We start from the raw sequence: 12,471 nt of genomic DNA on the forward strand, positions 1-12,471 counted from the left end.
TCGGACGATACACACAGACGATAGGCCCTCACTGTTAGAGGTGGGGGCATTTTATTTTTGGAGTGATTTTTAATGGCAACGATCAACCAGTTGGTTCGTAAGCCGAGAAAACGCAAAGTTGAAAAAAGCGACGTTCCTGCTCTGCAGGCCAGCCCGCAGCGTCGCGGAGTTTGCACTCGTGTGTACACCACTACACCGAAGAAGCCGAACTCTGCACTGCGTAAGGTTTGCCGTGTGCGTCTGACCAGCGGTTACGAAGTAACTTCGTACATCGGTGGTGAAGGCCACAACCTGCAAGAGCACAGCGTGGTACTGATTCGCGGCGGTCGTGTAAAAGACCTGCCGGGTGTGCGCTACCACACTGTACGCGGTGCACTTGACTGTGCCGGCGTAAACGATCGCAAGCAGGGCCGTTCTAAGTACGGCGCCAAGCGACCTAAAGGTTAATCACCTTTAACGATTTGCGTTTCGGTTTCCAACCGGAGTAAGGCTGAGCTCGCCGGATTGTAAGGTTTTACGGCGGCGTCTCAGAATAACCCTGAAGAGAGGCAATACCCATGCCGAGAAGACGAGTAGTCGCCAAGCGCGAAGTACTACCCGATCCCAAGTTCGGGAACGTCACCCTGGCCAAGTTCATGAACCACGTCATGATCAGCGGCAAGAAGTCAGTTGCAGAGCGTATCGTATACGGTGCCCTTGAGACTGTTTCTGAAAAATTGAACAAAGACCCGATCGAAGTATTTGAAGAGTCTTTGGAAAATATCGCGCCTATGGTGGAAGTTAAATCCCGCCGTGTTGGTGGTGCGACCTACCAGGTGCCTGTAGAAGTGCGCCCCTCGCGCCGTATGGCTCTGGCGATGCGTTGGTTGGTAGAGTTCTCCCGTAAGCGCGGCGAGAAGTCTATGGCCCAGCGTCTGGCCAACGAGATGATCGACGCAGCCCAGAACAAGGGTGGCGCGGTCAAGAAGCGTGAAGATGTACACCGTATGGCGGAAGCCAACAAGGCGTTCTCTCACTACCGCTTCTAAGTCTGATGAATACCAACATCGGAAATTAATACCGAAAGGCAGCACGGAAATTTCCAGGCTGCCTTTTGCCGTTATATCGAGGATACAACTGTGGCACGTAAAACGCCTATCGCACGTTACCGTAACATCGGTATCTGTGCCCACGTAGACGCCGGTAAAACCACCACTACCGAGCGCGTACTTTTCTACACTGGTCTATCCCACAAAATTGGTGAAGTACACGAAGGTGCTGCCACCATGGACTGGATGGAGCAAGAGCAGGAGCGTGGTATCACCATTACTTCTGCTGCGACTACCTGTTTCTGGTCTGGCATGCAGCAGCAGTTCGACCAGCACCGTGTAAACATCATCGATACCCCGGGACACGTTGACTTCACTATTGAAGTTGAACGCTCCCTGCGCGTACTCGACGGTGCTGTTGTTGTACTGTGTGGTTCCTCTGGTGTTCAGCCCCAGACTGAAACCGTATGGCGCCAGGCAAACAAATACGAAGTACCGCGCATGGTATTCGTAAACAAAATGGACCGCGCCGGTGCGAACTTCCGCAACGTTGTGAGCCAGCTGAAAGATCGCTTGAACGCGAACGCTGTACCTCTGCAGATGACTATTGGCTCTGAGGATGAGTTCAAGGGTGTTGTTGACCTGGTGAAGATGAAGGCCATTCTGTGGAATGAAGCCGACCAGGGCATGACTTTCGACTACGCTGACATTCCCGCAGAGCTGCAGGACGAGTGCGACGAAATGCGCGAGTACCTGGTAGAAGCGGCCGCTGAAGCCAGCGAAGAGCTGATGGAAAAATACCTGGAAGAAGGTGAGCTGTCCGAAGAAGAAATCAAGGCAGCTATCCGTCAGCGTACCCTGGCCAACGAAATTGTACCGGTTCTGGGCGGTTCTGCGTTCAAGAATAAGGGCGTACAGGCTGTACTGGACGCAGTTATCGAATACCTGCCGGCGCCGACTGAAGTTAAGGCGATCGAAGGTACTCTGGAAGATGGCGAAACTGTTGAGAGCCGTGAAGCTGACGACAATGCGCCGTTCGCTGCACTGGCGTTCAAAATTGCTACCGACCCCTTCGTTGGTACCCTGACTTTCTTCCGTGTTTACTCCGGTAAGCTGGAGAGCGGTACTGCGGTATACAACTCCGTAAAAATGAAGAAAGAGCGTGTCGGTCGTATGGTGCAGATGCACTCCAACGATCGTCAGGAAATTAAAGAAGTACTGGCTGGTGACATCGCTGCTGCGATTGGTCTGAAAGACGTAACCACTGGTGACACCCTGTGCTCCGAAGACAACAAGATTGTTCTGGAGCGTATGGAATTCCCGGAGCCGGTAATCTCTGTTGCGGTTGAGCCCAAGTCCAAGCCGGACCAGGAAAAAATGGGTATTGCCCTCGGCAAACTGGCCCAGGAAGACCCGTCCTTCCGCGTGAAGACTGACGAAGAAACCGGTCAGACCATTATCTCCGGTATGGGTGAATTGCACCTGGATATCATCGTTGACCGCATGAAGCGTGAATTCAACGTTGAAGCAAACATCGGTAAGCCTCAGGTTGCCTACCGTGAAACTATCCGCAACACCTCTGAGATCGAAGGTAAGTTCGTTCGTCAGTCCGGTGGTCGCGGTCAGTACGGTCACGTATGGGTGAAGTTTGAGCCCGCCGAAGACGAGTCTCAGGAAGGTCTGGAATTCGTTAACGAAATCGTGGGTGGTGCGGTACCGAAGGAATACATCCCTGCGGTACAGAAAGGTATCGAAGAGCAGATGAAGAACGGTGTTCTGGCTGGCTACCCGCTGCTAGGCCTGAAGGCGACTCTGTACGACGGTTCCTTCCACGATGTGGACTCTAATGAAATGGCGTTTAAGATCGCCGGTTCTATGGCGACCAAAAAGCTGTCCAGTCAGGGCGGTGCGGTTCTGCTTGAGCCGATGATGAAGGTGGAAGTCGTAACTCCGGAAGAGAACATGGGTGACGTGGTTGGCGATCTCAACCGTCGCCGTGGCCTCATCCAGGGTATGGAAGACAACCCCTCCGGTAAGGTTGTAAACGCGGAAGTACCTCTGGCAGAAATGTTCGGTTACGCAACCGACCTGCGTTCTGCTACTCAGGGCCGTGCTACCTACACCATGGAGTTCCTGAAGTACGCCGAAGCGCCGAAAAATGTTGCCGATGAGATCATCGCCAAGACCAAGGCCTAATTAACTTCTGCTCAAAGGGGGTCGGGCCAACAGCTGGGGCCCCTTTGGCAAACTTTTAGCTAGAGGACATCTAAAGATGGCAAAAGAAAAGTTTGAACGTTCCAAGCCCCACGTGAACGTGGGCACCATCGGTCACGTTGACCACGGTAAAACCACCCTGACCGCTGCTCTGACCCGCGTATGTGCGGAAGTTTGGGGCGGTGACGCTGTTGCTTTCGACGGTATCGACAATGCACCGGAAGAGCGTGAGCGCGGTATCACCATCGCTACTTCTCACGTTGAGTACGAGTCCCCGACTCGCCACTACGCTCACGTAGATTGCCCGGGACACGCCGACTACGTTAAGAACATGATCACCGGTGCTGCTCAGATGGACGGCGCTATCCTGGTATGTTCCGCAGCTGACGGCCCCATGCCGCAGACTCGTGAGCACATCCTGCTTTCCCGTCAGGTAGGTGTACCTTACATCGTTGTATTCCTGAACAAAGCGGACATGGTAGACGACGAAGAGCTGCTCGAGCTGGTAGAAATGGAAGTTCGCGAACTTCTGGACCAGTACGAGTTCCCAGGTGACGACACTCCGATCATCGTTGGTTCCGCTCTGATGGCCCTGAACGGCGAAGACGACAACGAAATGGGTACTACCGCTGTTAAGAAGCTGGTAGAGACTCTGGACGAGTACATCCCTGAGCCAGAGCGCGCTGTAGATCAGCCGTTCCTGATGCCGATCGAAGACGTATTCTCTATCTCTGGCCGTGGTACTGTTGTAACTGGTCGTGTAGAGCGCGGTGTGATCAACACTGGCGACGAGATCGAAATCGTTGGTATCAAAGAAACCACCACTACTACCTGTACTGGTGTTGAAATGTTCCGCAAGCTGCTCGACGAAGGTCGTGCTGGTGAGAACATCGGCGCACTGCTGCGCGGCACCAAGCGTGACGAAGTAGAGCGTGGTCAGGTACTGGCTAAGCCGGGCTCCATCACTCCGCACACCAAGTTCGAAGCGGAAGTGTATGTACTGTCCAAGGATGAAGGTGGTCGTCACACCCCGTTCTTCAAAGGCTACCGTCCTCAGTTCTACTTCCGTACTACCGACGTAACTGGTGCGGTAGAGCTGCCGGAAGGTACTGAAATGGTAATGCCGGGCGACAACATTCAAATGGTTGTTACCCTGATCGCTCCGATCGCCATGGAAGACGGCCTGCGCTTCGCTATCCGCGAAGGTGGTCGTACCGTAGGTGCGGGCGTTGTTGCTAAGATCATCGAGTAATAGTTACTCCCGATCTAAATAAAAAGCCGCAGCGGACGCGCTGCGGCTTTTTTTATGCCCAGTAATCACCCACTCACACTAAATGGTATTGTTTGGCCGCGAGTGTCATCCCTCTCTGCTGACGGCTCAATATTGAGTCCTTCCCGGCGTATCTGCGGCCGCCAATATTTGCTTTTGATCTAAAAATCTATGGCCAATCCCGGCTCAAATCACAGCTTCTGCTGCCCGCAAACAGCTTGGCGAATTGGGCGCCGCTCATCTCAACCAGCTCTTCGTGGTCACCGGCCTCAAAGTAGATGGTTTCACGGTGTCCAAGACTGGCGTCTAGCAGGGTAGTAATGCCGTAAGCCTGTCCGAGGGCGGGTAGGGCGCCCAGTTCGCAGTCTGGGAATATGGCGCCGAGTTCGGTTTCCGAGACCATTTGCAGTGAGTTTCGCCCCGTTTCATTGTGAAGTGAGCGCATATCGAGGCTACTGCTGGCTGGGATTACAGCCATTACGTAGCCCTCAATATCCTGGAGCAAAATCGCTTTTGCCACTTGATCTTCGCGCACGTGGGCAGCGCGGGCGCTTTCCCGGCTTGTGCGGGTGTGTGGATGCTGAATCAGGTGGTAATCGACCGATTGGTCATTCAAATATTGACTCAGTGTTGCGGCGATAGTCATTGTGGATACCTCGTTCCGCCTAGGGTACTCAATTGTAGTTTCAGCAGATTGAAATTTGATCAGCCTGTACAGTTGACAGCCTGCTGTGCTCCCCGTAGAATTCGCGCTCCTTTTCGCCCGCCCTCGGGGCTGCGTAAGAGGACGTTCTTTAGTTAATAATTGGAGTTTGATTCCATGCAGGGTCAACGTATCCGTATTCGCCTGAAGGCTTTCGATCACAAGCTGATCGACGCGTCCACTCAGGAGATCGTAGAGACGGCTAAGCGCACTGGCGCACAAGTTCGCGGTCCTATCCCGCTGCCGACTCGCAAAGAGAAGTACACCGTACTGATTTCCCCGCACGTTAATAAAGACGCTCGCGATCAGTATGAGATCCGTACTCACAAGCGTTTGCTGGACATCGTTGAGCCTACCGAGAAAACCGTCGACGCGCTGATGAAGCTCGATCTGGCGGCCGGTGTTGAGGTCCAAATTAGTCTCGGCTAACACTTTTACTAACTACCGAATCCCGGGCGAAAACGGTCCGGGTAGTGTAACGCTCTGAAATTGGGCGGCCGCAGTGGGTTAAAGCCCCGTGCACTGAGAGGTTAAAAAGATGACTATAGGTATTGTCGGCCGCAAGAGCGGCATGACTCGCATCTTCACTGAAGATGGCGTATCCATTCCGGTAACCGTTGTTGAGGTTGCTCCGAATCGCGTCACCCAAGTGAAAACTCAGGAAACTGACGGTTACAGTGCTGTTCAAGTAGCAGTAGGCAGCCGCAAAGCTTCCCGTGTCTCCAAGCCCGCAGCGGGCCACTTCGCCAAAGCCAATGTAGAGGCTGGCACAAATCTTTTCGAACTGCGCACTGACGGTTCTGAAGAGACTTTCGAAATCGGTTCTGAAATTACTGTTTCCAGCTTCGAAGCTGGCCAGATGATCGACGTAACCGGCACTTCCAAAGGTAAAGGCTTCCAGGGCGGCGTTAAGCGTTGGAATTTCCGCACCCAGGACGCAACCCACGGTAACTCCCTGTCTCACCGCGCACCCGGTTCTATCGGTCAATGTCAGACTCCTGGCCGCGTATGGAAAGGCAAGAAGATGGCCGGACACATGGGTGCTGAGCGCGTAACCGTGCAAAACCTGGAAGTGGTTCGTGTCGATGCCGAACGCAACCTGCTGTTGGTTAAAGGCGCTGTACCCGGTGCACCCGGTGGCAACGTTATCGTTCGTCCGGCAGTTAAAGCCTAAGTCTGAGGGGAAATAGATATGGAACTGAATATCGCTACTCCCGAAGGCGCTAAAGGCACAGTAGCTGTCTCTGAAGTGACTTTCGGACGTGAGTTCAACCAAGATCTGGTACACCAGGCAGTTGTGGCCTACATGGCCGGCGCTCGCCAGGGTACCAAGGCGCAGAAAAATCGTTCCGATGTTTCTGGTGGTGGTAAGAAGCCATGGCGCCAAAAAGGTACTGGCCGCGCACGTGCCGGTACTATCCGCAGCCCGCTGTGGCGTTCCGGTGGCGTAACCTTCGCCGCTGATCCGCGCGATCACAGCGTTAAGCTGAACAAAAAAATGTACCGCGCTGCACTGCGTTGCATTCTGTCTGAGCTGGCTCGTCAGGAGCGCCTGGTAGTGGTTGAGTCCTTCGATGTGGACGCGCCCAAGACCAAGCAGCTGGTAAGCAAACTGGCTCAGTTCGACCTGTCCGATGCGCTGATCGTGACTGAAGAGGTTAGTGAAAACCTCTACCTGGCCGCACGCAACTTGCACAAGATCGACGTCCGTGATGTACAGGCGATCGATCCAGTAAGCCTGATTCGCTTTAATAAGGTCGTGGTTACCGTTTCTGCGCTCAAGAAAATTGAAGAGGTGCTGGGATGAACCAAGAGCGACTCTACAAAGTACTGCTGGGCCCGGTAATTTCCGAAAAAGCTGCTGTGCTGGCCGATAGCGCCAACCAGGTAGTTTTCAAGGTTTCCACCGACGCCGAAAAAGCTGAGATCAAGGCTGCGGTTGAGAAGCTGTTTAACGTTTCCGTTGAGCAGGTTCGCACCGTGAACGTAAAAGGCAAAACCAAGCGCACTCGCCACGGCATGGGCCAGCGCAGCGACTGGAAAAAAGCCTACGTTCGCCTGGCTGAGGGCAGCGACATCAATTTTGAAGCTGCTGAGTAAAGGGGACCGTTACAATGGCAATTGTAAAAACAAAACCGACCTCCGCCGGCCGTCGTCACCTGGTTAAGGTTGTTAACACCGACCTGCACAAGGGTGCTCCTTACGCTCCTCTGTTGGAGAGCAAGAGCAAAAGTGGTGGCCGTAACAACAATGGTCGTATCACTACCCGTCACATCGGTGGTGGTCACAAGCAGCACTACCGTGTAATCGACTTCAAGCGCAACAAAGACGGTATCCCGGCTAAAGTTGAGCGTCTGGAGTACGATCCCAACCGCAGCGCACACATCGCTCTGGTGTGTTACGCCGACGGTGAGCGTCGTTACATTATCGCACCGAAAGGCCTGAAAGCAGGTGCCACCATTCAGTCCGGCGATGCCGCACCGATTGTTGTGGGTAACACTCTGCCTCTGCGCAACGTTCCGGTAGGTTCTGTAATCCACGCGATCGAGCTGAAGCCAGGCAAAGGCGCTCAGCTGGCCCGTTCTGCTGGTGCCTCTGTGCAGCTGGTAGCTCGTGAAGGTCAGTATGCGACCATTCGTCTGCGTTCCGGCGAAATGCGCAAGGTTCTCGCTGAGTGCCGCGCAACCCTGGGTGAAGTGAGCAACTCCGAGCACAGCCTGCGCAAGCTGGGTAAAGCTGGTGCTGCACGCTGGCGTGGTGTTCGTCCTACCGTTCGCGGTGTGGCGATGAACCCGGTAGATCACCCGCACGGTGGTGGTGAAGGCCGTACCTCTGGTGGTCGTCATCCGGTTACTCCGTGGGGCGTTCCGACCAAGGGTAAGAAAACGCGCAAGAACAAGCGCACCGATAAGATGATAGTACGTCGTCGCGGCAAGTAAGCCGCGCGATGTCTGAGCAGCTAGAGAGGAATCGACAGTGCCACGCTCATTAAAGAAAGGTCCCTTTATTGATCTGCATTTGATCAAGAAGGTGGAGGCGGCGATTGAAGCAAACGATCGTCGACCGATTAAAACCTGGTCCCGCCGTTCCATGATTATGCCGGAAATGGTTGGACTGACGATTGCCGTACACAACGGTCGTCAACACGTGCCCGTTTTGGTTAACGAAGAAATGGTTGGCCATAAACTGGGCGAGTTCGCTGCTACCCGCACTTACCGCGGTCATGCTGCGGACAAGAAAGCGAAGAAGCGCTAAGCCGAGGTTAAAAAGATGGAAGTAGCAGCAAAATTACGCGGCGCACGTCTATCGGCGCAAAAGGCGCGACTGGTAGCTGATCAGGTTCGCGGCAAAGGCGTTGAAGAAGCCCTGGATATTCTTGCATTTAGCAATAAAAAGGGTGCGGCGATCGTTAAGAAAGTACTGGAATCAGCCATTGCTAACGCTGAGCACAACGAAGGTGCTGACGTTGACGAGCTGAAAGTTTCCACAATTTTTGTGGACGAAGGTATGACCATGAAGCGCATTAAACCGCGTGCTAAAGGTCGTGCCGATCGCATTCTTAAGCGTACTTGTCACATCACTGTGAAAGTAGCCGAGAAATAACAGAGCAGGCGAGAAAACCATGGGACAAAAAGTACATCCTACCGGCATTCGTCTGGGTATCGTTAAAAAGCATACCTCTGTTTGGTATGCCGGCAGCGACGAGTACGCAGACAAGCTGTACACGGATCTGAAAGTTCGCGAATACATTCGCAAAAAACTGGCCCACGCTTCTGTGAGCCGTATCGAGATCGAACGTCCGGCAAACACTGCACGTGTGAAGATTCACACTGCACGTCCGGGCATCGTGATCGGTAAAAAAGGTGAAGACGTAGAACGTCTGCGCAAAGAAGTTAGCGCGCAGATGGGCGTACCTGTGCACATCGACATCGAAGAAGTGCGCAAGCCTGATATGGACGCGGCTCTGGTTGGCCAGAACGTTGCCCAGCAGCTGGAACGCCGTGTTATGTTCCGTCGCGCTATGAAGCGTGCCGTACAGAACGCTATGCGTCAGGGTGCCGAAGGTATCAAGATTCAAGTAAGTGGCCGTCTCGGTGGTGCTGAAATCGCACGTACCGAATGGTATCGCGAAGGTCGTGTGCCCCTGCATACCCTGCGCGCGAACATCGACTACGCCACTGCTGAAGCGATGACTACTTACGGCATCATCGGTATCAAGGTGTGGATCTTTAAAGGCGAAGTTATCGGTGACGAAGTGCCCGATGAGAAGCCGGCAAAGAGCCGCAAGAAAGCTGCTAAATAAGGGGTACGCAGATGCTGCAACCAAAGCGTACAAAATTCCGCAAGGTACAGAAGGGTCGCAACCGCGGTCTTTCTCAGCGCGGCTCTAAAGTGAGCTTTGGCGAGTTTGGCCTTAAGGCTATCGGTCGCGGTCGCATTACTGCGCGCCAGATCGAAGCGGCTCGTCGCGCAATGACTCGTCACATTAAACGTGGCGGTAAAATCTGGATTCGTGTGTTTCCGGACAAGCCAATTACCAACAAGCCCCTCGAAGTTCGAATGGGTAAAGGTAAAGGTGGCGTTGAATACTGGGTAGCTCAGATCCAGCCGGGCAAAGTCCTCTATGAGATGGAGGGTGTGTCCGAGGAGCTGGCTCGTGAGGCTTTCGCACTAGCTGCGGCCAAGCTGCCTGTAAAAACAACTTTCGTTAAGCGTTCGGTGATGTAATGAAGACTGCAGATCTACGCGAAAAGTCAGTTGAAGAGCTGAACCAGGAACTGCTGAACCAGCTCGAAGCTCAATTTAAGCTTCGTATGCAAAAATCCACCGGTCAACTGGCTCAGACTCATCTGCTGAAGCAGACTCGTCGCGACATTGCTCGCATAAAGACTGTGTTGACCGAGAAGGCAGGTAATTAATCATGGCTGAAGCAAAACTGAAGCGTACTCTGACCGGTAAGGTTGTGAGTGACAAGATGGATAAAACCATCACCGTTTTGATCGAGCGCCGTGTTAAGCACCCGATCTACGGCAAAATTGTAAACAAGTCCACAAAGCTCAAGGCTCATGACGAGAACAATGATTGCAGCATCGGTGATGTTGTAACCATCGAGGAATCTCGTCCGCTGTCCAAGAGCAAATCTTGGGCTTTACAGAAAATTGTAGAGCGTGCGGCGAAGGTATAACCCCTAGCGCATTGACTGCCGAATTGAAAGGTTTCGGAGAGAGACAATGATTCAAGCGGAATCCTACTTAGAAGTAGCTGACAACAGTGGGGCTCGCCGCGTCATGTGCATCAAGGTGCTGGGCGGCTCCCATCGTCGTTATGCCGGCGTGGGCGACATTATTAAGGTAACCGTTAAGGAAGCCATTCCCCGCGGTAAAGTGAAGAAAGGTCAGGTAATGAACGCCGTTGTGGTTCGCACCAAAAAAGGTGTGCGTCGCGCGGACGGTTCCCTGATTAAATTTGACGATAACGCAGCGGTGCTGCTGAACCAGCAACTGGCGCCGGTTGGCACCCGTATTTTTGGTCCGGTAACTCGCGAATTGCGCGGTGAGAAGTTCATGAAGATCATCTCCCTCGCTCCCGAAGTTATCTAGGCCTCGAGCGGAGAAGAGTTATGCGCAAGATCAAGCGTGACGACGAAGTGATCGTTATCGCCGGTCGTGACAAGGGCAAACGTGGTTCAGTACGTAAAGTACTGAACGACGGCCGTCTGATTGTCTCCGGCATACAGATGATCAAAAAGCACCAAAAGCCAAACCCACAGATGGGTATTGCAGGTGGCATCGTTGAGAAAGAAGCTGCTATCCAAGCTTCCAACGTAGCCATCTTCAACCCTAACACCCAGAAGGCTGACCGGGTGGGCTTTAAAGTACTGGAAGACGGCACTAAGATTCGCGTCTTCAAATCCAGCGGCGAAGCCATCTAAGGCTCTTGACGCAAAAGCAGGTTGGTAGATCATGGCAAAGCTTAAAGAGCTCTACACTAAGGACCTCGTGGCCAAGCTAAAAGAAGAGCTTGGTCTCGAGAATGTGATGGCAGTGCCGCGCATCACCAAGATCACCATCAACATGGGTGTTGGTGAAGCGATTGGTGATAAGAAGGTGCTGGAGCACGCTGTCAACGATATGACAGCAATTACTGGTCAAAAGCCCATCGTTACTAAAGCGCGCAAATCTATTGCGGGCTTTAAGATTCGTGACGGTTGGCCGATCGGCTGCAAGGTAACTCTGCGCGGTGAGCGCATGTATGAGTTCCTGGAGCGTTTGGTTGACATCGCGATTCCGCGTATCCGCGACTTCCGTGGCATTAGCCCGAAGCAGTTCGACGGCCGCGGTAACTTCTCTATGGGCGTGACTGAGCAAATCATCTTCCCGGAAATTGACTACGACAAAGTAGACAAGCTCCGCGGTCTGGATATTTGTATTACCACTACAGCTGCAAACGACGATCAAGGTCGTGCGCTGCTGAAAGCGTTCAACTTCCCTTTCAAGGGTTAAGAGGATTCCATGGCGAAGAAATCCATGATTGCGCGCGAAAACAAGCGCGCTCGAACCGCAGCTAAGTACGCCGAGAAGCGTCAAGAGCTGAAGGCGATCATCGCCAGTTCCACTGCTTCCGAAGAGGAGCAGTGGGAGGCTCAACTCAAGCTGCAGAAAATGCCGCGCGATGCAAGCCCGGTACGTCAGCAACGCCGCTGTCGTATTACTGGTCGCCCCCACGCTGTATACCGCAAGTTCGGCCTGTGCCGTAACAAGCTTCGTGAAGCTGCGATGCGTGGTGATGTTCCTGGCCTCGTGAAGTCCAGCTGGTAATTACCAGCTGGTTTAAGGCAGATTTGAGGAGTCTCATAAGATGAGTATGCAAGATCCGTTGGCAGATATGCTGACTCGCATCCGCAATGCCCTGGCGCGCGGAAAAGCGGAAGTCACCCTGCCATCATCCAAACTGAAAGTAGCTGTGGCCAATGTCCTGAAAGACGAAGGTTACGTTACTGATTTAAACGTAAGCGAAGGCGCTAAGCCGGAACTGACCATTGCTCTGAAATATTTCCAGGGCAAGCCGGTTATTGCCGAGCTGAATCGCGTTTCCCGTCCGGGCCTGCGCGCTTACACTGGTAAAAAAGCTCTGCCTACCGTACGTGGTGGCCTGGGTATCGCGATCGTTTCCACCTCTAATGGTGTGATGACTGACCGCGCTGCACGTCAGGCTGGTATCGGTGGCGAAGTGCTTTGCACCGTATTCTAAGCGGG

Annotated in this window: 21 protein-coding genes; 20 read left to right on the forward strand and 1 reads right to left on the reverse strand. The window is 53.4% G+C overall.

What is annotated here, in order from left to right:
• The first annotated feature begins 72 nt into the window (after nt 1-72).
• The 4 genes from rpsL to tuf all read left to right on the forward strand — a co-directional run bounded on the left by rpsL (nt 73) and on the right by tuf (nt 4,494).
• Entirely contained in the window at nt 73-447 is a 375-nt protein-coding gene (rpsL, locus tag BTJ40_RS02660; protein WP_108731651.1) for a 30S ribosomal protein S12, read from the forward strand.
• 110 nt (nt 448-557) lie between these two features.
• Entirely contained in the window at nt 558-1,028 is a 471-nt protein-coding gene (gene rpsG / locus BTJ40_RS02665) for a 30S ribosomal protein S7 (RefSeq protein ID WP_108731652.1), read from the forward strand.
• Nucleotides 1,029-1,118: 90 nt separating this feature from the next.
• Nucleotides 1,119-3,224, forward strand: coding sequence for an elongation factor G (fusA, locus tag BTJ40_RS02670; RefSeq protein ID WP_108731653.1), 2,106 nt, complete (start codon nt 1,119-1,121; stop codon nt 3,222-3,224).
• A gap of 76 nt (nt 3,225-3,300) precedes the next feature.
• Nucleotides 3,301-4,494 carry an elongation factor Tu gene (gene tuf / locus BTJ40_RS02675; protein WP_108731642.1) on the forward strand — a complete coding sequence of 398 codons (1,194 nt, stop codon included), beginning with the start codon at nt 3,301-3,303 and terminating at the stop codon, nt 4,492-4,494.
• A 187-nt stretch (nt 4,495-4,681) separates the two neighbouring features.
• Here the strand turns inward: tuf and BTJ40_RS02680 are convergent, their stop codons facing one another.
• Nucleotides 4,682-5,158: an aminoacyl-tRNA deacylase gene (locus BTJ40_RS02680; protein ID WP_238152113.1), complete on the reverse strand. Its 477-nt coding sequence runs from the start codon at nt 5,156-5,158 to the stop codon at nt 4,682-4,684.
• Nucleotides 5,159-5,332: 174 nt separating this feature from the next.
• Here BTJ40_RS02680 and rpsJ point away from each other — a divergent pair, with 174 nt between their 5' ends.
• The 16 genes from rpsJ (at nt 5,333) to rpsH (ending at nt 12,466) form a co-directional block, all read left to right on the forward strand.
• A complete protein-coding gene (gene rpsJ / locus BTJ40_RS02685) occupies nt 5,333-5,644 on the forward strand; it encodes a 30S ribosomal protein S10 (RefSeq protein WP_010133849.1) in 312 nt (103 codons plus the stop codon).
• 109 nt (nt 5,645-5,753) lie between these two features.
• Entirely contained in the window at nt 5,754-6,389 is a 636-nt protein-coding gene (gene rplC, locus BTJ40_RS02690) for a 50S ribosomal protein L3 (RefSeq protein WP_108731654.1), read from the forward strand.
• 18 nt (nt 6,390-6,407) lie between these two features.
• Entirely contained in the window at nt 6,408-7,022 is a 615-nt protein-coding gene (gene rplD, locus BTJ40_RS02695) for a 50S ribosomal protein L4 (protein ID WP_108731655.1), read from the forward strand.
• Complete coding sequence (gene rplW / locus BTJ40_RS02700) at nt 7,019-7,315, forward strand: 50S ribosomal protein L23 (protein ID WP_108731656.1); 297 nt, start codon at nt 7,019-7,021, stop codon at nt 7,313-7,315. The genes rplD and rplW overlap by 4 nt, the downstream gene beginning before the upstream one ends.
• A gap of 14 nt (nt 7,316-7,329) precedes the next feature.
• Nucleotides 7,330-8,154, forward strand: a complete 825-nt coding sequence (rplB, locus tag BTJ40_RS02705) for a 50S ribosomal protein L2 (protein ID WP_108731657.1) — start codon at nt 7,330-7,332, stop codon at nt 8,152-8,154.
• A gap of 37 nt (nt 8,155-8,191) precedes the next feature.
• Complete coding sequence (gene rpsS / locus BTJ40_RS02710; protein WP_020411388.1) at nt 8,192-8,470, forward strand: 30S ribosomal protein S19; 279 nt, start codon at nt 8,192-8,194, stop codon at nt 8,468-8,470.
• Nucleotides 8,471-8,485: 15 nt separating this feature from the next.
• The gene (gene rplV, locus BTJ40_RS02715; protein WP_020411389.1) at nt 8,486-8,818 is read left to right on the forward strand and encodes a 50S ribosomal protein L22; all 333 of its coding nucleotides are present in this window, start codon (nt 8,486-8,488) and stop codon (nt 8,816-8,818) included.
• Nucleotides 8,819-8,837: 19 nt separating this feature from the next.
• Nucleotides 8,838-9,518 (forward strand): 30S ribosomal protein S3, encoded by a 681-nt coding sequence (gene rpsC, locus BTJ40_RS02720; protein WP_108731658.1) that lies wholly within the window; start codon nt 8,838-8,840, stop codon nt 9,516-9,518.
• An 11-nt stretch (nt 9,519-9,529) separates the two neighbouring features.
• Nucleotides 9,530-9,943, forward strand: a complete 414-nt coding sequence (rplP, locus tag BTJ40_RS02725) for a 50S ribosomal protein L16 (RefSeq protein ID WP_108731659.1) — start codon at nt 9,530-9,532, stop codon at nt 9,941-9,943.
• On the forward strand, nt 9,943-10,134 hold the full coding sequence (gene rpmC / locus BTJ40_RS02730; RefSeq protein WP_020411392.1) for a 50S ribosomal protein L29: 192 nt from the start codon (nt 9,943-9,945) through the stop codon (nt 10,132-10,134). Before rplP ends, rpmC begins: the two co-directional genes overlap by 1 nt.
• Before the next feature lie 2 nt (nt 10,135-10,136).
• On the forward strand, nt 10,137-10,400 hold the full coding sequence (gene rpsQ, locus BTJ40_RS02735; protein ID WP_108731660.1) for a 30S ribosomal protein S17: 264 nt from the start codon (nt 10,137-10,139) through the stop codon (nt 10,398-10,400).
• 46 nt (nt 10,401-10,446) lie between these two features.
• Nucleotides 10,447-10,815: a 50S ribosomal protein L14 gene (rplN, locus tag BTJ40_RS02740; RefSeq protein ID WP_067151032.1), complete on the forward strand. Its 369-nt coding sequence runs from the start codon at nt 10,447-10,449 to the stop codon at nt 10,813-10,815.
• 20 nt (nt 10,816-10,835) lie between these two features.
• A complete protein-coding gene (rplX, locus tag BTJ40_RS02745; RefSeq protein WP_108731661.1) occupies nt 10,836-11,147 on the forward strand; it encodes a 50S ribosomal protein L24 in 312 nt (103 codons plus the stop codon).
• A 31-nt stretch (nt 11,148-11,178) separates the two neighbouring features.
• On the forward strand, nt 11,179-11,718 hold the full coding sequence (gene rplE, locus BTJ40_RS02750) for a 50S ribosomal protein L5 (protein WP_020411396.1): 540 nt from the start codon (nt 11,179-11,181) through the stop codon (nt 11,716-11,718).
• Between the two features lie 9 nt (nt 11,719-11,727).
• The gene (rpsN, locus tag BTJ40_RS02755) at nt 11,728-12,033 is read left to right on the forward strand and encodes a 30S ribosomal protein S14 (RefSeq protein WP_020411397.1); all 306 of its coding nucleotides are present in this window, start codon (nt 11,728-11,730) and stop codon (nt 12,031-12,033) included.
• 40 nt (nt 12,034-12,073) lie between these two features.
• A complete protein-coding gene (gene rpsH, locus BTJ40_RS02760; protein ID WP_108731662.1) occupies nt 12,074-12,466 on the forward strand; it encodes a 30S ribosomal protein S8 in 393 nt (130 codons plus the stop codon).
• The last annotated feature ends 5 nt before the right edge of the window (nt 12,467-12,471 follow it).

This window comes from Microbulbifer sp. A4B17, assembly GCF_003076275.1.
In the GTDB taxonomy this organism is placed as follows: domain Bacteria; phylum Pseudomonadota; class Gammaproteobacteria; order Pseudomonadales; family Cellvibrionaceae; genus Microbulbifer.